We start from the raw sequence: 19,841 nt of genomic DNA, 5'->3' as shown, positions 1-19,841 counted from the left end.
ACAGATTTGATAACGAGGGGCGGAATGTTATTTGATCGGGGTTTTTATTTCAGGTGTGTCAATGAAGCGGGAGCGCGACTCGATTCGCATACTGTATCTCGACGGGCACGAGTCTGCGGATCGGAGAGCGCGAGAACTCGAAGACGCCGACAGCCGCTTTACTGTCGAGGTTGCAGGTAGCGTCACTGCTGGCGTCGACCGCCTCACGAACGAAGCATTCGATTGTCTCGTCTCGCCGGGCGAGTTGGACGGCCGCACTGGTGTGGGGTTGCTCAGTGCGGTCTCGGAAGCGGCCGAAGACTTGCCGTTCGTCCTCTCTACGGTCGATACTGGCGAGGGTGTTGCCAGTGGCGCAATCTTCACCGGAGACGGCGACAGTGGCCCTGGGAGTGCCGATCCTGAGACCGTCGAACGATTGGCGGCCCGCATCGAGACGGTGCTCTCAGAGCACCGGGCCAGTCAACGACACAAACAACGGGCGAATATCTTCGAGAAGGCCCAACGGATTGCCGACATCGGTGCCTGGGAGTACGGCGTAGAGACGGATCGAGCATTCATCACAGACGGCGTCCGTCGTATCCACGGCCTCGACCCGGACGAAGTGATGACGCCTGAACGATCGATCGAACACTACCACCCCGACGATAGACAGACCATCAGAGAGGCCTTTCAGCAAGCCATCGAGTCCGGCGAATCGTACGACCTGGAACTGCGTTTCCGAACCGCTGACGACGATTTGCGTTGGGTGCGGACGAGAGGCCAGCCCGAGGTCGAAGACGGGGACACCGTCCGTGTCTTGGGGACGATGCACGATATCACGGATCTGAAGCGGAGAGAGAGAAAACTCGAACAGCAGAAAGAGCGCTTCGAGGAGTTTGCACACGTCGTCTCTCACGACATCCGAACGCCGCTGCAGCTCGCCAGTGGCCTTCTGGACGAGGCAGAACGAACAGGCGACCCAGAAGCGTTCGAGCGGATACGCCAGGCCCACCAGCAGATCGAGACACTGATCGAAAACGTCCTGACGCTGGCCAAACAGGGGCTGGGGATCGGAGCGACCGAGCCGGTCGAGGTCGACGAGATCGTCCGGGCCGCTAGCGAAAGCATCGATCGATCGACTGTGGCCGTCGAAACCGTCGAGACGTTCCGAATCGAAGCCGATCCGAACAGGCTCCGGCAGTTGTTCGAGAACCTGTTGGCGAACGCTGCGGACCATGCGGGCCCGGACGCAACTGTGACGGTCGGGCTGATCGAACCGCTGCCGACGACCACTCGCGGTTCCGATAGGGGTGGCCACGGTTTTTACGTCTCCGACGACGGTCCCGGGATCCCCGTGGACGAACGGGACGACGTGTTCGACGCCGGGTATTCTACCGCCGAAGACGGCACTGGCTTCGGGCTGAGTATCGTCAAGGAAGTCGCCCTCGCTCACGGTTGGGACATCAGCGTGACCGAGAGTCGTGATGGCGGTGCTCGCTTCGAGATCACCGGCGTCGAAATCGTCTCTCCGTAGGGTCGAGTGGCCGTCGGCTTAAAACTGATAACGACGGTCGTCAGGATCACCCTGTGGTCCGCCGCCAGCCCCACCTAGTCCCCCCATCCCGCCGGTCATCTCGTCGAAGGTCATTCCGGAGAGATACTCGTCGTAGGTCACGTCGTAGGCCGCCCGAAGCTGGAAGTCCAGCCGCCCAGTATCGACTTGCTGCTGGAAGAAGGCGTGGACGGCCCGGCGGATCAGTTCGTCGGGGTCGTCCGGATCCATCGCGGCGACCAGCATCGCGAGTTCTGTCCGTGTCTCTCGATCGAGGTCGACCGCGAGACTGTCGCCCAGGTCACCAGCGACGCCAGTCACGTCGGCGTCTAGGTCGTCGAGGCTCATAGCTGCGATAGCCGTCGCCGACCAAAACGCCTTTCGACAGGTCGCTGCCCCACGTGAGCGTATCCCAATCCTTTTATGAGATGTTGGCCGACTATGCACGTATCGAAGGGGTCCGGGAGCGACACGTTCCCGCCAAACTATGACACCCGGCCGTGATACAGATTCGAGCCGCTCGTCCGCCACGGGGAGTCAAAACGCTGGGGGTGGGGAACCGTCCGACTCGATCCGCCACCGGGTGTACGAACGATTGACTCCGCGATTCGTCCGCCAGCGACTGGCACTGAAATTCCTGGTCGCGCTGTCGCTGGTCGTCGTCCTGATCGGCGTGATCGGCGTGGTGACGTACGTCCAGATCCAGGGGACCATTCAGGACGACGCGACGACAAAACTCGAGACGACGGCCGACCTCCGCGCCCAGTCGGTCGGCGAGTGGGTCGAGGGAATGCGCTCACAGACCAGACTGATCACGGTCCGCCTCCCGGACGGGGGTGACAGCGCCGTGCTTGGGGAGTACCTTCAGGGCGCGAGAGCGAACGGTTCGGAGACGATCCACAGTCTCCACTACGTCGACGTAGCGAGCGAGACCGTCCTCGCCAGTACGGACTCGTCGTACACCGGCGAGTCACTGACCGAGGTCGACCAGCCGTGGGACGGGCCGATGGGCTCCGACTTCGCGACTGCGGACGGCGTGGCAGTCTCGGACCACTCCTACACCGTCGACGGAGAGCCGGCAGTCGCGTTCGTGAGTCGCGTCTCTTCGGACCGCCGACTCGTCGTCGTGAGTCGCCTCGGCGAACACGCCGGCACTAGCTCGGTCGGCGGCGACGTCCAGACGTATCTCCTCAACGAGCAGGGGGAGGGTGTCGTCGGGATCGGCGACAGCCGAGCCGCAACGCTCTCCTCGGCCCGGGCCTTCTCGCGGGCCATCTCCAGGAATGGAATGGCCACGGTCGAATCAAGGAACGAAGTTCGAACCTACGCCGCGATCGACGGGACCGACTGGGTCGCGGTCTCGACTGCGGATACGGGCACGCTGTACGCCGTCAGCGGGACGGTCGGCCGGAACGTGATCGTCCTCGTGCTCGCCGCATTGATCTCGCTGTGTGTCGTCGGACTCGTCCTCGGCCGCTCGACGGTCGTTCCGCTGGCACGCCTCCGCCAGCGGACCAACGAGATCGAGTCCGGATCGCTCGACGTCGACCTCTCGACGTCTCGGGAGGACGAGATCGGCCGCCTCTACCGGGCGTTCGACAGTATGCGCGACGCCCTCGCCTCCCAGGTCCGGCAGGCCCAGCAAGCCAGACACGAAGCCGAGAGTTCCCGTCAGGAGATGGAACGCCAGAACCGCCGGCTCGATCAGTTCGCCTCGACGCTGAGCCACGACCTCCGAAATCCACTCGCGGTCGCGCGCGGTCACGTCGAACTCCTGCGGACGAAACTGGACGAGACACAGGACGACCTCCGGGAACACGTCGAGAAGATCGACGGCGCGCACGACCGTATCGACTCGATCATCGACGACGTCCTGACGCTGACCCGCAAGGGCGAATCCGTCGAGGAGACCGAACGGTTCGACCTCGGGTCGGTCGCCGAGGAGGCCTGGAACAACATCGACAACAAGGACGCGACCCTCCGTGTCGAAGACAGCATCGTCATCGAGGGCGAGCGCAATCGCCTGCTGCGGGCGTTCGAGAACCTCTTTCGGAACGCGATCGATCACGTCGGCCCGGAGGTCACAGTGACAGTCGGTCTGACAGAGGACGGCTTTTACGTCGAAGACGACGGGCCAGGTATCCCCGACGAGGAGATGGACAACATCTTCGAGTACGGCCACACGACCAGCGAGAGCGGCACCGGACTGGGGCTGTCTATCGTCAAGACCATCGCGGAAGCCCACGGCTGGTCGCTGTGGGTCGACGGTACTTCCGGGATGGGTGCACGGTTCGTCTTCTCGGACGTGTTCGCCAGTGAAGAACGCATCTTCGAGGAATCGGCGTTCACCTGGGAGCACGCCAGACAGGACGACTAGGGGCCTGCGCCTCCGCGTGGGGCCTTCGGGGTCCGGCACACTCAAGGTCGCGGGGCCGAACCTCCGGGTGATGAGCGAGTCGGCCGAGTATCTCCCCGCAGACTCCGGAGCGGTTCAGCAGGCGCTGATCGAGTGGTACGAGGACGATCATCGCGACTTCCCGTGGCGGCGGACCGACGACGCCTACGAGATCCTCGTCTCGGAGGTGATGAGCCAGCAGACCCAACTCGATCGGGTCGTCTCGGCCTGGGAGGACTTTCTGGATACCTGGCCCACACCCGAGGATCTGGCGGCGGCCGATCGGGCGGACGTCGTGGGCTTCTGGACCGATCACAGCCTCGGGTACAACAACCGCGCGAAGTACCTCCACGAGGCCGCGCGGCAAGTCGTCGAGGAGTACGACGGCGAGTTCCCGCGTGATCCCGAGGGGCTGCAGGAGCTGATGGGCGTCGGTCCCTACACCGCCAATGCCGTCGCCTCCTTCGCGTTCGACAACGGCGACGCCGTCGTCGACACGAACGTCAAGCGCGTGCTCTACCGCGCGTTCGACGTCCCTGACGATGATTCGGCGTTCGAGCGCGTCGCCCGCGACCTCATGCCCGAGGGGGAATCGCGGGTGTGGAACAACGCGATCATGGAACTCGGCGGGGTCGCCTGCGAGAAGACACCGTCGTGTGACGCGGCGGGCTGTCCCTGGCGACAGTGGTGTCACGCCTACGAGACGGGCGACTTCACCGCGCCGGACGTCCCTACCCAGCCCGAATTCGAGGGGAGCCGCCGGCAGATGCGCGGACGCGTAATTTCGATCCTCAAAGACGCCGCGGAACTCGAAATCGACGATCTCGGGCCACGCGTGCGTGTCGATTACGTCCCCGACAGCGACGGCGAAGGGAGTCGCGAGTGGCTGCTGGGGCTTCTCGAAGATCTCGAAGACGACGGGCTGGTCGAACTCGTCGACGACGGTGGGAACACCGTCGCCCGACTCAGGCGATAACCGGGCTATCGTGAGAAGAGCCGAAACACCACGGCTATTTTATCAGCGCGGTCGAATTCCGGGCCATGACAGCACCACACGTCGTCGCCGTCGCCGGCAGTCTCAGAGACGCCAGCTACACACGCGTCGCACTGGAGCGTGCGCTCGAAGCCGCGTCTGAGGCGGGTGCGAGTACGGATCTGATCGACCTTCGAAACCTCGACCTTCCAGTGTTCGATGCGGACGCACGCGAGGTCGGCGACGCAGCGCAACTCCAGCAGCGAATCGACGAGGCCGACTCGATCCTCCTGGGGACGCCCGTCTATCACGGCTCGTACTCCTCGGCGCTGAAGAACGCCCTCGATTACTGTGGGTTCGACGAGTTCGAGAAGAAGACTGTCGGTCTGCTCGGAGTCGCCGGCGGATCCTTCCCGATCACGGCCCTGGAGCACCTTCGGTCGGTCTGTCGCGCGCTGGACTGCTGGGTGATCCCCCACCAGGCGGCGTTGCCGCGTGCGCGGACGGTCGTCGCGGAGGGCGAGATTACCGATAGCGACATCGACGAGCGCGTCGCGACACTCGGCGAGGAGGCCGTCAGGTACGCGAATATCGAACCCGATCCGGCGTGCATGGAGAGCCTGGAGAACGTCGGCGCCGACGATTGACCGAGTGGCCTCGTGCCACGAGAATTCGATAGTTGGCGTCGAAGGTGTCGACGATTGACCGAGTGGCCTCGGGCCACGAGAATTCGATCGTCGGCGTCGAAGGCGCTGACTACTCGCCTGATTCCTGGTCCGGTGCCCACCCCACCGAGAGGACGTACCGTTTCGCCTGGTCGACATCGACCGCGAGGATAAACTCCAGATCGACCGATCCGCCGGGAGGGATCGATTCGAGGAGTTCCCGGGACGTCTCGTGGATCGTATCACCCGATTCGTCCCGAAAGACACACGCGAATTTGGGGCGGCGATTATCCTCCGGAACTGGGTCGTTGCCGTCGTTCGTCGCCGTGACCGAGATCACGTAGCGCGTCCCCGAGGGCGTGGCGTCGTAGTCGTGGCTGTGCTCGACTGAGAACGGCGTCTCGTTGGTCCCGACTGTCCCCGAAAATCCGGTCCCACCACAGCCCGCGAGTCCGCCACCGACCACCACAGCGGCGGACCCGAGTAACGCACGTCGGTTCATATCCCGGCCTGGATCCCGGCCCGCCTCAATGTACCGTCCGTAGAGTCCGGACTCGTGTTCTGTCCCACCGGGCTGGACGCGTCGGATTTCCAAACGGACAAATCACCCCGGCCCCGAGACGGGACCGTGACACAGTGGATCGAGAACCCCGAGGGCGGGCGTGACAGGGGGCCGCGGGCGGTCGCTCGTGCGTGGGTCGAGGTCCTGATCGCGCCGCGACGGTTCTTCCGGGCGGCCGTCGCGCCCGCGGATCAGGCCCCAGGGTTGTTCTTCCTGATCGCCGTGGTGGTGATCGCAGAGGGGAGTCGCTACGCTCTCGTCCCGTCGTCCATCGAGTGGATCGGCGGCGGGCCGGCCGGGGCGCTGTTGTGGCTGGCGGTGACGGCGATTCTCATCGCGCCGCTGGCACTACACTTGCTGGTGGCGCTCCAGACGGTCCTGCTCATGGCCTTGGTTCCAGACCGGGCGGGGATCAGCGAGACGGTTCAGGTGATGGCCTACGCGACGGCACCCTGTGTGTTCGCCGGCCTGCCGATCCCCGCGGTCCGTGTCGCCTGCGCGGCTTACGGGACGATACTGCTCGCTGTCGGAATCGCCGTGGTCCACGACGCGCCGTATCGACGGGTCGTTCCTGCCATCGCCATCCCCGCGGCGATCGGCTTCGGCTACGGCTTCCGCGGGTTCGGGGCGGCCCGCCGGCTCGTCGACTGGACCGTCCAGAACGTCGGCGACGTCGTCGGAGTCCTCTCAATTTAAGCCGCTGGCCACCGCCGGATCTGGCATGCTGACGATCGACCTCGACGACTTCATGTTCGAGCTGCAAGACGGCGCGATCAAGCACGTCGGTCCGTCGACCCGATCGGCGACGGTCAAACTCTACGACACCGAATCCGTGGGGGTTCGCGAGTACGGCGACAAGCGCGTGAAACTTTCCGTGGCCGACGACGAGGGCAACGAGATCGAGATAGCGATGTTTCCCGAGCAAATCGCGACGCTGACCGAGGAAATCGACCGACTCCGCGACGATAGCCCAGTCTTCGAGTGACTGAGGTGGGCGCGGCCGATTCGACAACCGTTTTAATCCGGATGTATTTGGACAGACCAATGGGTTCGTGCATCATTTGCGGTACCTCTGTCGATGGCAAGATCTGCGACATTCACCAGGAAGACGTAGCGTTCGAGTTCCGGGGCACACGTCCCGGCCAGCTCACGCCCGGCCGATACTACAAGGGTTCGGTCGACGGCTTCGCCGAGTTCGGCGTCTTCGTCGACATCGGTGACAGCGTCACCGGCCTGCTCCACGAGAGCGAGCTCGACCGACGGCTCGACAACCTCGACTGGGAGCCGGGCGAGACGGTCTACGTCCAGGTGAAAAACGTCAGAGACAACGGCAACATCGATCTCGGCTGGTCGATCCGCCAGTCCGACCGCGAGTTCCGCGGGAAACTGATCGACGACCCCGAGTTCGACGGGCCGAAACTGCCCGAAGACGTCGAGGACGAGGAATCGGACGACCAGTCAGCCGAACAGGAGCAGCGAGACGATCGACAGGAGACCGACGATCGGGACGACCAGCAGGAGACCGAGGCCCAGGACGAGGCACAACAGAGCGACGACTGGGACGACCAGACACAGGCCGACGCCGAGCCGGAAGCGGACCAACCGGAAGCCGGTGCGGTTCGGTCCCGACAGGCCGACTCGCAGGCCGAGACCGTCAGTGAGTCAGGTGGAGCCGGTGCTACGGCCGTCCAGAAGCCCGCCGAGGAGGTCGAGGCGGAACTCGTGACGGTCGACAGTCTCGACGATCACGTCGGTGAGGTCGTCGACCTGGAAGGCGTCATCGAGACGGCGCGCCAGACCAGCGGCCCGACTGTGTTCGAACTCGCCGACGGCACCGGGACCGTCGACTGTGCGGCCTTCGAAGAGGCCGGCGTCCGCGCCTATCCCGACATCGGCGAGGACGACGTCGTGCGACTGACCGGCGAGGTCCGGCGTCGCCGTGGCGAACTGCAAGTCGAGACCGAGGAACTGGTCGAACTCGAAGGTGACGAGCGCGAGGAGACCGTCGAGCGGATGGAAGCCTCGCTCACCGAGAAGGCTCGCCCCGACGCGGTCGATCTGCTGGCGGACGACGAGACGCTGGCAGATCTCTCCGAGGCGTTCCGTGACGCTGCGGGTGCGATCCGACGCGCCGTCTTCGAGGATCGCCCGGTGATCGTCCGCCACAGCGCGACCGCCGACGGCTACGTCGCCGGCGCGGCCATCGAGCGGGCGACCCTGCCGCTCATTCGTGAGCAGCATTCGCGATCCGACGCCGAGTATCACTACTTCGATCGCCGACCGCTGGAGGGCGACGTCTACGAGATGGACGACGCGACCAAGGACGTCACGACGATGCTCGGCAACCGCGAGCGCCACGACGAGCAGCTCCCCCTGTACGTCTTCGCCGCCGTCGGCGGGACCCGCGAGTCCCTCGACGGGCTGGAATTCCTGAACGTCTATGACGCAGACCGCGTGGTCGTCGACACAGTCGCCGAACCCGAGATCGCCGAGGAAGTCGAGACGGTCGTCAGCCCGAACACCGATCCCGCGGCGCTGACGACGGTCGACGGCCAGCTCGACGGCCCGACGGCGGCGACGGTCGCCGCGAACGTCGCGGTCCACGTCGACGAGGGTGTCCGTGAGGACATTCGCCATCTACCCGCCGTGAGCTTCTGGGAAGACGCTCCCGAGGCCTACGCCGAGGCAGCCAGCGAGGCGGGCTACGACGCCGAGACGATCGCTGACATTCGCGACGCGGTCGCGCTGGAGGCGTACTACCAGTCCTACGAGGACAAGCGCCAGCTGATCGCCGACCTCCTGTTCGAGGGCCGGGCGAGCGACGTCGACGACGAGGACGCCCGCGGACTCGCCGCTCACGTCAGCGAGCAGTTCCGCACGAAACTCGACATCGCCGTCGAGACCGCGGAAGCCAACTTCGACGTCCAGACGGTCGACGGCGCCGACGTCGCCGTCCTCGACACGGACGCGTTCACGCACCGCTTCGACTTCCCGCCGACGACGCTGCTGCTGGACGAACTGCTCCGCCGCCAGCGTGCGGACGTCGACGCCATCGTCGGTGTCGCCGAGGACGAACTCCACCTCCGCAGTGAGCACGAACTGGACGTGCGCGCCGTCGCCGACGCCGTCGCCGAGGCTCTCCCCGACGCGGGCGTCGAAGCAGGGAGCACCCGTTCCCAGCAGCTGACCTTCCTCGCGGGCCGCCGGACCGAAGTGCTCGATTCGGTCGTCGAGACCGTCGCCGACCACGTCTAAGCGCGGAGCGACACCCTTATTCGCCTTACTCGACCACTAGGAGACAGTTACGCGGCTATGAGTACTGACACTGCCGGGACCGACGAGACCTTCGAACGCGTCTGCGAGGAGCTGATCGAGCGAATTCTCGACGGCGAGATCGAGCGCGACGATGTCGAGCAGGCCAAACGCGAGGTCTGCTCGAAACACGCCGCACCGAAGGTTCCAAAGAACTCCGAGTTGCTCGACCGCGCCCCAGAGGGCCGCCGGGAGGAACTGGAATCGGTGCTGCGTCGCAAGCCCGTCCGGACGGCCTCGGGCGTCGCGCCCGTGGCGATCATGACCTCGCCCGAGCGCTGCCCCCACGGGAAGTGTCTCTACTGTCCGGGCGGCCCTGATTCGGAGTTCTCGAGCGCCCAGAGCTACACCGGCAACGAGCCCGCTGCAGCCCGGGGCAAGCAGAACGACTACGACCCCTACGGACAGGTCACGCTCCGATTGAACCAGCTCCGTGAGATCGGCCACACCGTCGACAAAGTGGAGTTGATCCTGATGGGCGGGACGATGACCGCCCGCAGCCACGACTACCAGGAGTGGTTCGTCAAGCGCGCGCTCGAAGCGATGAACGACTTCGACCCCGACGCCGACCCGGAGCCAGCCGAAGGCGTCTCGTTCGCCCAGGATCCCGAGGAATACGAATTTTCGTATCTGGAGGACGTCATCGCCGAGAACGAGACCAACAGTATCAGAAATATCGGGACGACATTCGAGACCAAGCCCGACTGGTGTGACCCCGAGCAGATCGACCGGATGTTACGACTGGGGGGCACGAAAGTCGAGGTTGGCGTCCAGACCACCTACGAGCGGATCAACCGCGAGATGCACCGCGGTCACGGCATCCAGGCCAGCATCGACGCGACGCGCCGCCTCCGCGACGCCGGGTTCAAGGTCGGCTATCACATGATGCCCGGCCAGCCCGGCATGTCGACAGAGATGTGTCTCGAGGACTTCCGTCGCATCTTCGAGCACAGCGACTGGCGGCCGGACTACCTCAAGATCTATCCGACGCTGATCGTCGAGGGGACGGCGACCTACGACATGTGGCACCGCGACGACTACGACCCCCTTTCGAGCGAGGAGGCCGCCGAACTGGTCGCCGAGATCAAGGACATGATCCCGCCGTACACCCGTCTCCAGCGCGTCCAGCGCGACATTCCGGCAGACTTCATCGAGGCCGGCGTCCAGAAGTCCAATCTCCGGCAACTCGCGCGCCAGCGGATGGCCGAACACGGCTGGACCTGTGACTGTATCCGCTGTCGCGAAGTGGGGATGAACGACGAGGATCCCGAGGAGATCACGCTCGACACGCTCACCTACGAGGCCGGCGGCGGCACGGAACACTTCATCAGTTACGAGGACCGCCAGAAGGACCTGCTGGTAGGGTTCTGCCGGCTCCGATTTCCGAACGATCCTGTGCGGGGAGAACTGGACGACGCCGCACTCGTCCGGGAACTGCACGTCTACGGCAACACCGTCGGTGTCGGCGACCGTGGAGCCACGGGTGACGTCCCCGACTGGCAGCACAAGGGGTACGGCAAGAAGTTACTCGGGGAGGCCGAACGACGCGCCCGCGACGCCGGGTTCGAGAAGCTCAGTGTCATCAGCGGGATCGGCGCGCGCGAATATTATCGCGAGAAGTTGGGTTACGAGCAAGACGGCCCGTACGTGAGCAAAGAGCTGTAGCCGCCCCAACCGCGTCAGTCGTCTGTACTCGCCGGTGCCGACAGCGAGCTCGTTCCGGCGGGCGACTCCGAATCGAGCACGAACGAATCGAGCCGGTCGTGCAGGTCCGTCGCGTCAGCCGACAGTTGCTCGACGGAGTCGGTGACGGTGCTGATCGCGGCCGTCTGCTCTTCGGCGGCCGCGGCGACGTCCTCGGCCTCGCCGGCGGTCCGCTCGCTGATCGTCGCCACGTCGTCGACGAGGTCGACCACTTCGGTCGCGGTCGCCGCCTGGTCGTCGGTCGCGGTGCTGATCTCGCGGACGCCGCTATCGAAGTCCTCGACGAGCGTTACGATCTCTTTCAGATCGCCGAGCGCCCCCTCGACTGAGACGACCGTCTCGTCGACCTGTGCGGTCATCGCTTCGACGTCCCCGGCAGCCGATTCGGAAGCGTCCTGAACCGTCTCGATACGGTCGGAGACGTCCCCCGCCGCGTCGGCAGTCTCCTCGGCCAGACTCTTGATCTCCTCGGCGACGACGGCGAATCCCTCGCCGGCTTCGCCGGCCCGAGCGGCTTCGATCGAGGCGTTCAGTGCGAGCATGTTCGTCTCGGCGGCGATGTCGTCGATGAACGTGACGATCTCGTCGATCTCGCCGATCTGGTCGACGAGCGAGTCGACTGCCCGTGCGGTCTCGTCGATCCGGGACTCCAGCGCGTGGAGTTCGTCGATCGCGCCGGTCGCAGCTGTCTGACCCGATCGGCCGCGTTCTGCCGCCGTGCTGGCGGTTTCGGCTACCTCGTCGGCAGCGGCGGCGATCTCTTCGACCGTCGCCGAGAGATCGTTCATCGCTTCGGAGACGGTCCGGAGCTGCTGGGTCTGGTCGGCCGCGCCGTCGCTGATCGCCTGTACCGAGGTCGCCACTTCTTCGCTCGCGTCTGCGACCTCGCGCATACTCGCGTCGACGTCGTCACTCGCAGCGTCGACATCTGCAGCGAAGTCGGCGACGTCGGCGATCGTCTCCGCGAGCGTCGTGACCAGCGCGTTGTAGTTCTCGGCGACTGCTCGATACGAGTCGTCGTCGAGTTCGACGGTCTCGTCCTCGATCGTCGCCGTCAGATCGCCTGCTCGGGCACGCTCGGCCGCGTTTCCGAAAGCCGCGACGAGTTCGTCCAGCCGTTCCGAACGACGCTCCAGGCGTTCGGTCATCGTCTGGAGTTCACGAGTGTACTCGGTGAGGCTCTCGTTCATGGTCCGGAGGGAGTCACCGAACTCACCTGGGACCTCCTCGTCGAGGACGGTCGCGTCGAAGTCCTTCCGGGCGAGGGCGTCGGCCTGTCTGGCGACCAGAGCCAGATACGCCTGCATGTCGGCGAATTCGTCGGTCAGCTGGCCGAGTTCGTCGGCCTGATCGATTCGCTGAACGTCGGTCGAGAAGTCGCCCCCGGCGATAGCGCGGGCGTGACGTTCGAGGGTCTCGATCGGTCCGATCATGTCCCTGCGGGTGATGATGACCGTGTTGACGAACGCGACCAGAGCGACAGTCAACAGGCCTACCGCAACCAGAAGCTGTGCTATCCCATCGACGAACAGCGGAACTGTCGCCAGCAGAACGGAGATGCCGAACTGGATCACGACCGCAGCGAGCACCTTCCGTTCGACCGACTCCGTCACACCGACCCGGTCCATCGTCCACCAGAGAATGTCGGTGTACCGCTCGAATAGTCTCATACACGACGTAGTCGCAGTCAGAGCAATAGCTGTACCGTCCCATTTTCAACGAATGAAAACGAGAACTGTGAGGCGAGGGTTGCAGTCGGTACTGGTGGGCGGCCTGCGGTCGCCGCAGTCAGATCCCCATCGCTTCGATCTGCTCCTGATACCGATTCCGGATCGTCACCTCGGTCACCTGCGCCACGTCGGCGACTTCCCGCTGGGTCTTCTTCTCGTTACAGAGCAGCGAGGCGGCGTAGATGGCGGCGGCAGCGTAGCCCGTCGGCGATTTGCCCGAGAGCAGGCCCTGTTCGGCGGTCACGTCGATAATCTCGTTGGCCTTCGTTTGCACCTCTTCGGAGAGTTCCAGCGACGAGCAAAAGCGAGGGACGTACTTCTTGGGGTCGACCGGCTCCATCTTGAGGCCGAGTTCCTGGGAGATGTAGCGGTACGTACGGCCGATCTCTTTCTGTTCGACGCGGGAGACGTCAGAGACTTCTTCGAGACTGCGGGGGATGTCTTCCTGTCGGCAGGCGGCGTAGAGCGCGGCGGTGGCGACACCTTCGATTGAGCGGCCACGGATGAGGTCGTCGTCCAGAGCGCGACGGTAGATGACCGACGCGACCTCCCGGACCGAGCGGGGGACGCCCAGTGCGGAGGCCATGCGATCGATCTCGCTGAGGGCGAACTGGAGGTTGCGCTCGCCCGCGTCCTTGGTTCGGATACGTTCCTGCCAGCGGCGCAGGCGGTGCATCTGACTGCGCTTTTTCGAGGAGATCGAGCGGCCGTAGGCGTCCTTGTCCTTCCAGTCGATCGTCGTGGTGAGGCCCTTGTCGTGCATCGTCTGCGTGGTGGGTGCGCCCACGCGGGACTTCTGCTGGCGCTCGCTGTGGTCGAACGCGCGCCACTCGGGCCCGCGGTCGATGGTTCCCTCTTCGATGACGAGCCCACAGTCGTCGCAGACCAGCTCACCGCCGTCTGCGCTCGCGACCAGCGACGTCGACTCACACTCCGGACAGGCCTCCTTCTCGTCCTGCTCGGTTTCCTCAGTGTTCTCGTCGGTGCCCACTCGCTCTCGCTCTCGCTGCCGACTGGAACGTACCATTGTCTTTCCCTAGAGATTTACGGCAGTAATAAAGTTTGCCTCGACAGTATCGCTGAAAATTCTCGCTGGCGGTCGGGAGGGAACGCTTATCCGGCCACGCGCCCTCGCTGTCGTCCATGCACGTGGTGATTCTGGGCGTGGGACCAGTCGGCCGCGCACTCGCCCGAGCCTGTGCCGACAGCGGCTCGTCGGTCACCCTCTGTGGCGAGGACGCCAACGCCGTGCTGGACGCCGTCGACTCGCTGTCCAGCCCCGACGCCGACGGAACGACCGATCTCACGGGCGCTGTCGGGGACGCGGACGTCGTCGTCGAGACGCGGACGGACGCGGTCGAGCCCACGCGCGAACGACTCGCTGACGTCGAGGACGCTGCCCCAGGCGAGACACAGCTTCTCGTGACCGTCGAGTCGACGGCCGTGACCAGCCTGGCAGTGGCGTTGCGCGAACCCGATCGACTCGTCGGGCTGCATTCGACTGTGCCGGTCGGCTGGGACGGTCCGATCGAGGTCGTCGTTCCCGAGGGGGCGAGCGAGCAGCGAGTTGCGGCCGCCGAGTCTTTCGTCGAGCGACTGGGCTGGCAACCGCTCCGGGTCCACGACGGCCCGGGATTCGTCGCCGACCGGCTCCGACTCGCCCAGCAGGTCGAGGCGATCCGGACCTACGACCAGGGCGTGGCCGATCCGGCGACGATCGACCGGACGATGACTCTCTCCGGTGGTGCGGACATCGGCCCGCTCGAACTGGCCGATCGACAGGGGCTGGACACGGTTCTGGCGGCACTCGAACGATTGGCGAGTGATCTCGGGCCACGCTTCGAGCCGCCTGCAACCCTCGTCGAACGGGTCGAAGACGGCCGACTCGGCCGGGTCTCGGGCGACGGATTCTACGAATGGAACGACGACCAGCCGACGAATCTGACTGATGAGTAGCGCCGCTCCACCTGCGGATCTCGACGACGAAGAGCCGGATATCGGTGATATCTTCGATCAACTCGAAGAGCTGGCAGAGACGGTCGATACCGACGAGGAGCGCGAGAAAGTCGAGGAAGCGATGCGAGTGGCCACGGAGGCTCAGGGCTCGGACGCCGCGTTCGGCCGTGTCATCTGGGGGTTCGACCGGGCCGACGCCGCAGAAGCGTTGCTCGGTGCATTCCTGTTTGGTGTTCCGATGGCAGTCGAGGGCGGTACCCAGGAGATCGGCGAATTTCTGGTCGACCGCCCCTTGCTGCTCGCAGGGACGGCAGTCTTCGCAGTGGCACTCACCACTGGCGTGCTCTACGTCGCCGAGATCCAGGACGTTCGGGTCAAAAACCGGCTCTTCGGGATCGTTCCGCGACGACTGGCCAGCGTCCTCGTTCTCTCGTTGCTGATGGCGACCGTCATGCTGACTGCCTGGGGCCGCGTCGACTGGGCCGATCCGGCGCTTGCACTCGCAAACGTCGTCGTCGCGTTCGTCCCAATGTCCGTCGGGGCCGCGCTCGGGGACATCCTCCCCGGAAGCTAAGCGTCGGACTCCCCGAGGCTACTCGCCGCGGCCGAACTCCGCGGTCAGTCGTGCGCTGAAAGCGTCGAGTTCCTGTTCGTCGAGTCGCCCGTCGGTCGCCTCGTCGAGTCGCTCGCGGACGCAGACGTCGTAGTTACCCCGACCCACGTGTTCGATCAATCCTGCCGTCCGCAGCGTTCGATTGTGCGCGTAGGCGTTGGTCCGATCACCCGTGCCGCCGGCGACGAAGTGCGCGTCGAGCGGGGTCGCCGGCCCTTGCTCGTCGTAGTAGGCCAGCATTCGGCGGGTCTTCTCGTCGAGTCCACGAATCTCCGCTCGGATCGAGCCGACTGCGGCTGGCGTCGGCCGCTGGACGGTCGGCGTCTCCTCGCCGTCGACGGCGCTGACCGCCGCGGCGATGGCGTCGTCGTCGCTCCCATCTGGCGCTGCCGAGACTGCGCTCGCGGTCGCTCCGCCGGCCGCGTCGTTCGTCGCGTGGCCGTTCGTCGCGTGGCGGTCCGACGAGGCCTCAGGGCTTTCGTCCGGCGTCTTGAACCCGAACTCCGGGAGGTCGGCCTCCGAAAAGTCCAGTTCGGCTTCGGGCGCTCCGTCGAGTCGGGGCATGTCCTCGGGCTCCTCGAAGGAAGGGAATCCGCCGGCGTCGTCGGCGTCCGCACTCTCGTCCTGCTCGTTGTCGTCCGCACTCTCGTCCTGCTCGTCGTCTTCGTCCATCGCGGCCGCGAAGGCGTCGGCAGCCTCGGCCATCGCGTCGCCGTCCATCGCCGCGAAGCCGTCGCTCTCGTCCGCCGATTCGTCCATCGCTCCGAAGTCGCCGTCTTCGCCGGGCCCGTCGGCCGCCGCTGCCTTCTCCTCGGCCGGGGGCAACGTCTCGGCCTCTGGCGTCGGCCCTTCGAGAGCCTGCCCCTCACGGCGCTGTCGTCGAGCGCGCATCCGTTCAGTCTCGGTACGACCCGGACTTGCGCCCTCGACCTGGTCGAGCATCGCGTCGACGAACTGGTCTGCCATTCGGCTCAGGTCCCGTGCGTCCTGCAACTCCGTCTCCAGTTCGGCGATTCGAGAGTTCTTCCTGTCCAGTTCCTCGCGGAGTTCCTCGATGGTGCTCTCGCGCTGGGCCTCCTCCTCGCTGATCGACTGCAACTCCGAGACGAGGTCGTCGCTGACCGACTTGAGTTCAGGTCGCTCGAAGTCGTCCAGCCCGGGAGTCGCGCCGGCGTCGAAGGTCTGCTTGCGGTGGAACTGGACCCGCCTGACGCTCTCGGACCAGTCGGTCATCATGAACGCCTCGCCGTCGTTCAGATCCTCGACAGCGCTCGCGTACTCGCCGTCGAGCACCCGCCGAACGACCTTGGTGTCGTTGTTCCAGGTCAGTCGGTGCCAGACGAGCCAGTCGCACTGGGTGATGTAGTCTTTCTTGACGTCCGCGGGGCGCTGGGAGATGCCGACGATTCCCAGGCCGTGCTTGCGGCCGCGCTTGCCGATCTTGATCAGCATCTTCCCGACCTCGCCCACGGAACCGTTCTCGGGGATCCACTCGTGGACTTCCTCGACCAGCATGAGGAAGGGCTGTTTGAGCTTCTTGGCCTTCGCGAACAGCTGTTTGGAGACTGCCGTCAGGAGGGCCTCGGCTTCCTCGTCGTCCAGAAACGAGGAGATGTCGAGGATGATGGGGACGTTCTGTTCTAGCGCCAGGGAGGCGATCTTCTCGGCGTGTTCGGTCGTGACCTGGATGTCACACTCCTCGTCGGCGCCGACGTGGAGAATCTCGTACTCCTCTTTGAGACCGTAATACTCGCCGTCAATGTCCACCACGAGGAGGCCGTAGCCACTGTCCAGTAGATTCTCGGCGATGACCGAGGCGGTGTTGGACTTCCCCGACCCGGACTTGCCGGTGACGAACCCCCGGCCCGTCAGCAACTCGACGACTGGCAGCGAGACGTCGGTCCCCGGTTCGCCCTGCCCGCCGGGCCCGTCGCTCACTTCCGCGACCGTGATCGTCCGCTCGTCACTCATGTTGCTAGAGTGACTGTCCCCGGCGTTCATAACTCTCAGTCAGACACGTTTCGAGGATTCGACAGTCGTTCGAGACGGTACTCGACCGCCGGAGGTGGAAAGGCCTTAGTCGCTTCGCCCGGAGCACGTCGATAGATGGCCGACAGGGATCCCAACGGTGAAGAGGAGGTACGCGAGGCGGTCGAACGATCCCGCAGCGGCGCACCTGCGGCGGGTCGAGTCATTCGCGATCGATTCTCCAGCGACGAGGTGTTCCAGCGGATCATCGCGGCGGCCGACGAGGAGATCACCTCGGGCAGTCGCGAACTCTATTTCAGCGGGCTCGCCGCCGGGTTCGCGATCACGATCACCTTTCTGCTGTACGTCTCGCTGACGGCCTCGACCGACGCCGATCCGGTCCTCAGCGCGATGCTGTACCCGCTGGGATTCATCTACATCATCATCGGCGGCTATCAGCTCTACACCGAGAACACCCTGCCCCCGGTGGCGCTCACCCTCGAACGACTGGCCAGTATTCCGGCTCTGCTCCGGAACTGGGCCGTCGTGCTGGCTGGGAACTTCACGGGCGGCGCGCTCGGCGCGGCCGCGCTGGCCTACGGGAACGTGCTCTCCGCTGACGCGTCGACGGCAGCGCTGTCGATCGCACAGAAGGGGATCGACGCGGATCCCGTCGCGCTGTTCACGAAAGCGGCGTTTGCGGGGCTGATCGTCGCGGGTGTCGTCTGGGTCAACTACGCCTCACAGGACACGATCTCACGGCTCGTCGTGGTTTATCTCGCGTTCCTGTCGATCCCGATCGGCGGCCTCTTCCACGTGGTCGTCTCGTTCACCGAGATGCTGTATCTGGTGTTCGTCGGGGCCGAGGGCGTGACGCTGTGGATCGGGATGACCGAGTTCGTCATCCCCGTCCTGGCTGGCAATACCGTCGGCGGCGTCGTGCTGGTGACGGCAGTCAACTACTTCCAGACGAGTGAATACCGCCTGGAGTCCGCTCGTTTCGAGGGCGCGTACCGGCGCCTCTCGCCGAAAGAGTGGCTGTTCGGCGGCCTCTTCGGTGGCCGTCGCTACGTCCCGGTGATCGACACCGCTGCCAAGCATACGCGCGAGGAGTCGACTGGCTATCGAATCCTGGTTCCGATCGCCAATCCACGGACAGAACAGCCGCTCGTGAAATTCGCCAGCGCCATCGCCAGCGCCCACGAGGACGCGACCGTCCACGCGGTCCACATCGTACAGACACCTCACCAGGGATACGACTCCGCCGGACGGCGGCGGATCGTCGAGGAGTCCGACCGACTCATGGCAGACGTCTGCAGCGTCACCGACGACTACGAGGTCGACGTCGAGACGTCGACGGTCGTCTCTCATCGCTCGTTCGAGGAACTCTTCACCGTCGCCGGCCGCGACGAGGCCGATCTGGTCGTGATGGGCTGGGGCGAAGATCGGCTGTGGGACGCCGCCCGAGCCGAACAGCCGCTCGAAGAGCTGACCAACAGTCTGCCGTGTGACTTCCTGGTCGTCGACGACGAGGGGATGGATAGCTCGCAAATCCTGTTGCCGACCGTCGGCGGGCCAAACTCGGACCTGAGTGCGGAGGTCGTCGCCGCACTGCAGTCGGTCGAGGAAACCGAGGTGACCCTGCTGTACGTCGTCGACGACCCGGCGGAGATCGAAGACGGCGAGCAGTTCCTGTCCGACTGGGCGGCCGACCACGGCCTCGAAGACGCCGAGATCGTCGTCGACGATTCCGGCGACGTCGAGGCGGCGATCGAGCGCGAAGCCGCGGCGCACACGATGGTCTTTCTCGGGGCGAGCGAGCGCGGCCTGCTCGCGCGACTGGTCCGGAACACGCTGCACATGGACATTCTCGACGACGTCGAGTCTTCGGTCGTCATCGCCGAGCGCGCGACGCGGCGGAGCCTCTGGCGGCGGCTCTTCGGCAGGTAACGCGTCTCGACGGGTGAAGCGATTTATACGCCGAGTGCGAACACCTGACACGGACGGGAGGACATGACGCGCTATCCAACGATCGTCGAGGACGGCTGGGTCTACGTCGGCCGCGAGGACGACCGAATCGCGATCGGCTCGGTCGCGGAGATCGTCGAAACGGTCGGCGGCCCGGCCTGGACGATCCGTTATACGGAGGCCGAGAAACAGCGCCACCCGGAGATGGACACCTCCGACGAGGGCCTGACCGTCGACGTCGTGGACATGCTCCAGACGATGACACACTCAGAGCGCTTCGTCCAGACGCTGTCGGCCCACCCCGTCGACATCGAGACGGACGATCCCGACGCGATTTCGCCGCGAACCGGCCTGTTCGTCGGGAAACTGCTGGAGAACCTCGAAAACGGGCTGGATTGACTCGGGTGTGTCGAGCCGGCTGGCGTGTGACATCGTGACGCGATCCCGGGAAACATAAACCAGCC

Annotated in this window: 17 protein-coding genes; 12 read left to right on the top strand and 5 right to left on the bottom strand. The window is 65.2% G+C overall.

Going from position 1 to position 19,841, the window contains the following annotated elements; all coding sequences use genetic code 11:
* The first annotated feature begins 61 nt into the window (after positions 1-61).
* Complete coding sequence (locus tag DV733_RS00690; protein WP_049993275.1) at positions 62-1,513, top strand: receiver/sensor box histidine kinase; 1,452 nt, start codon at positions 62-64, stop codon at positions 1,511-1,513.
* A gap of 18 nt (positions 1,514-1,531) precedes the next feature.
* Here the strand turns inward: DV733_RS00690 and DV733_RS00685 are convergent, their stop codons facing one another.
* Positions 1,532-1,879 carry a hypothetical protein gene (locus DV733_RS00685; protein WP_049993274.1) on the bottom strand — a complete coding sequence of 116 codons (348 nt, stop codon included), beginning with the start codon at positions 1,877-1,879 and terminating at the stop codon, positions 1,532-1,534.
* Between the two features lie 247 nt (positions 1,880-2,126).
* Between DV733_RS00685 and DV733_RS00680 the strand changes: the two genes are divergently transcribed.
* The 3 genes from DV733_RS00680 to DV733_RS00670 all read left to right on the top strand — a co-directional run bounded on the left by DV733_RS00680 (position 2,127) and on the right by DV733_RS00670 (position 5,546).
* Positions 2,127-3,908: a sensor histidine kinase gene (locus DV733_RS00680; protein WP_161569330.1), complete on the top strand. Its 1,782-nt coding sequence runs from the start codon at positions 2,127-2,129 to the stop codon at positions 3,906-3,908.
* A gap of 70 nt (positions 3,909-3,978) precedes the next feature.
* The gene (locus tag DV733_RS00675; RefSeq protein ID WP_049993272.1) at positions 3,979-4,902 is read left to right on the top strand and encodes an HhH-GPD family protein; all 924 of its coding nucleotides are present in this window, start codon (positions 3,979-3,981) and stop codon (positions 4,900-4,902) included.
* 65 nt (positions 4,903-4,967) lie between these two features.
* Positions 4,968-5,546, top strand: a complete 579-nt coding sequence (locus DV733_RS00670) for an NADPH-dependent FMN reductase (protein WP_049993271.1) — start codon at positions 4,968-4,970, stop codon at positions 5,544-5,546.
* A 109-nt stretch (positions 5,547-5,655) separates the two neighbouring features.
* Here DV733_RS00670 and DV733_RS00665 read toward each other — a convergent pair whose 3' ends face one another.
* On the bottom strand, positions 5,656-6,066 hold the full coding sequence (locus DV733_RS00665) for a hypothetical protein (RefSeq protein WP_136342253.1): 411 nt from the start codon (positions 6,064-6,066) through the stop codon (positions 5,656-5,658).
* Between the two features lie 126 nt (positions 6,067-6,192).
* Here DV733_RS00665 and DV733_RS00660 point away from each other — a divergent pair, with 126 nt between their 5' ends.
* From DV733_RS00660 to DV733_RS00645, 4 genes are read left to right on the top strand one after another with little or no spacing between them, the layout of a single operon-like run.
* Positions 6,193-6,822: a YIP1 family protein gene (locus DV733_RS00660; RefSeq protein WP_049994295.1), complete on the top strand. Its 630-nt coding sequence runs from the start codon at positions 6,193-6,195 to the stop codon at positions 6,820-6,822.
* Between the two features lie 25 nt (positions 6,823-6,847).
* Positions 6,848-7,111, top strand: coding sequence for a hypothetical protein (locus tag DV733_RS00655; RefSeq protein ID WP_049993269.1), 264 nt, complete (start codon positions 6,848-6,850; stop codon positions 7,109-7,111).
* A 59-nt stretch (positions 7,112-7,170) separates the two neighbouring features.
* Positions 7,171-9,381: an OB-fold nucleic acid binding domain-containing protein gene (locus DV733_RS00650; RefSeq protein WP_049993268.1), complete on the top strand. Its 2,211-nt coding sequence runs from the start codon at positions 7,171-7,173 to the stop codon at positions 9,379-9,381.
* A gap of 57 nt (positions 9,382-9,438) precedes the next feature.
* The gene (locus tag DV733_RS00645; protein ID WP_049993267.1) at positions 9,439-11,103 is read left to right on the top strand and encodes a tRNA uridine(34) 5-carboxymethylaminomethyl modification radical SAM/GNAT enzyme Elp3; all 1,665 of its coding nucleotides are present in this window, start codon (positions 9,439-9,441) and stop codon (positions 11,101-11,103) included.
* 14 nt (positions 11,104-11,117) lie between these two features.
* Here the strand turns inward: DV733_RS00645 and DV733_RS00640 are convergent, their stop codons facing one another.
* Together DV733_RS00640 and DV733_RS00635 are read right to left on the bottom strand one after the other, a co-directional pair.
* Positions 11,118-12,812 (bottom strand): methyl-accepting chemotaxis protein, encoded by a 1,695-nt coding sequence (locus tag DV733_RS00640; protein WP_136342252.1) that lies wholly within the window; start codon positions 12,810-12,812, stop codon positions 11,118-11,120.
* A 118-nt stretch (positions 12,813-12,930) separates the two neighbouring features.
* Entirely contained in the window at positions 12,931-13,899 is a 969-nt protein-coding gene (locus DV733_RS00635; RefSeq protein ID WP_049993266.1) for a transcription initiation factor IIB, read from the bottom strand.
* Between the two features lie 116 nt (positions 13,900-14,015).
* On the opposite strand from DV733_RS00635, the gene DV733_RS00630 reads away from it, so the two are divergent.
* A complete protein-coding gene (locus DV733_RS00630) occupies positions 14,016-14,828 on the top strand; it encodes a 3-hydroxyacyl-CoA dehydrogenase family protein (RefSeq protein ID WP_049993265.1) in 813 nt (270 codons plus the stop codon).
* On the top strand, positions 14,821-15,402 hold the full coding sequence (locus DV733_RS00625; protein WP_049993264.1) for a DUF2391 family protein: 582 nt from the start codon (positions 14,821-14,823) through the stop codon (positions 15,400-15,402). The genes DV733_RS00630 and DV733_RS00625 overlap by 8 nt, the downstream gene beginning before the upstream one ends.
* Positions 15,403-15,420: 18 nt before the next feature.
* On the opposite strand, the gene DV733_RS00620 is transcribed toward DV733_RS00625, so the two are convergent.
* On the bottom strand, positions 15,421-17,412 hold the full coding sequence (locus DV733_RS00620) for a helicase HerA domain-containing protein (RefSeq protein ID WP_049993263.1): 1,992 nt from the start codon (positions 17,410-17,412) through the stop codon (positions 15,421-15,423).
* A gap of 135 nt (positions 17,413-17,547) precedes the next feature.
* Between DV733_RS00620 and DV733_RS00615 the strand changes: the two genes are divergently transcribed.
* Together DV733_RS00615 and DV733_RS00610 are read left to right on the top strand one after the other, a co-directional pair.
* Positions 17,548-19,359: a formate/nitrite transporter family protein gene (locus DV733_RS00615; protein WP_049993262.1), complete on the top strand. Its 1,812-nt coding sequence runs from the start codon at positions 17,548-17,550 to the stop codon at positions 19,357-19,359.
* Positions 19,360-19,422: 63 nt separating this feature from the next.
* Positions 19,423-19,776 carry a hypothetical protein gene (locus tag DV733_RS00610; RefSeq protein WP_049993261.1) on the top strand — a complete coding sequence of 118 codons (354 nt, stop codon included), beginning with the start codon at positions 19,423-19,425 and terminating at the stop codon, positions 19,774-19,776.
* Positions 19,777-19,841: the final 65 nt, after the last annotated feature.

Source organism: Halapricum salinum, assembly GCF_004799665.1.
GTDB lineage: Archaea > Halobacteriota > Halobacteria > Halobacteriales > Haloarculaceae > Halapricum > Halapricum salinum.
Note: the sequence above shows the minus strand (reverse complement) of the source record. Positions and strands in the feature narration are given on the sequence as shown.

Excerpts from the sequence above, each read along its gene's own strand:
- DV733_RS00690 (WP_049993275.1), top strand. The coding sequence starts at position 62 with ATGAAGCGGGAGCGCGACTCGATTCGCATACTGTATCTCGACGGGCAC.
- DV733_RS00685 (WP_049993274.1), bottom strand. The coding sequence starts at position 1,879 with ATGAGCCTCGACGACCTAGACGCCGACGTGACTGGCGTCGCTGGTGAC.
- DV733_RS00675 (WP_049993272.1), top strand. The coding sequence starts at position 3,979 with ATGAGCGAGTCGGCCGAGTATCTCCCCGCAGACTCCGGAGCGGTTCAG.
- DV733_RS00670 (WP_049993271.1), top strand. The coding sequence starts at position 4,968 with ATGACAGCACCACACGTCGTCGCCGTCGCCGGCAGTCTCAGAGACGCC.
- DV733_RS00665 (WP_136342253.1), bottom strand. The coding sequence starts at position 6,066 with ATGAACCGACGTGCGTTACTCGGGTCCGCCGCTGTGGTGGTCGGTGGC.
- DV733_RS00655 (WP_049993269.1), top strand. The coding sequence starts at position 6,848 with ATGCTGACGATCGACCTCGACGACTTCATGTTCGAGCTGCAAGACGGC.
- DV733_RS00650 (WP_049993268.1), top strand. The coding sequence starts at position 7,171 with ATGGGTTCGTGCATCATTTGCGGTACCTCTGTCGATGGCAAGATCTGC.
- DV733_RS00645 (WP_049993267.1), top strand. The coding sequence starts at position 9,439 with ATGAGTACTGACACTGCCGGGACCGACGAGACCTTCGAACGCGTCTGC.
- DV733_RS00640 (WP_136342252.1), bottom strand. The coding sequence starts at position 12,812 with ATGAGACTATTCGAGCGGTACACCGACATTCTCTGGTGGACGATGGAC.
- DV733_RS00635 (WP_049993266.1), bottom strand. The coding sequence starts at position 13,899 with ATGGTACGTTCCAGTCGGCAGCGAGAGCGAGAGCGAGTGGGCACCGAC.
- DV733_RS00630 (WP_049993265.1), top strand. The coding sequence starts at position 14,016 with ATGCACGTGGTGATTCTGGGCGTGGGACCAGTCGGCCGCGCACTCGCC.
- DV733_RS00625 (WP_049993264.1), top strand. The coding sequence starts at position 14,821 with ATGAGTAGCGCCGCTCCACCTGCGGATCTCGACGACGAAGAGCCGGAT.
- DV733_RS00620 (WP_049993263.1), bottom strand. The coding sequence starts at position 17,412 with ATGAGTGACGAGCGGACGATCACGGTCGCGGAAGTGAGCGACGGGCCC.
- DV733_RS00615 (WP_049993262.1), top strand. The coding sequence starts at position 17,548 with ATGGCCGACAGGGATCCCAACGGTGAAGAGGAGGTACGCGAGGCGGTC.
- DV733_RS00610 (WP_049993261.1), top strand. The coding sequence starts at position 19,423 with ATGACGCGCTATCCAACGATCGTCGAGGACGGCTGGGTCTACGTCGGC.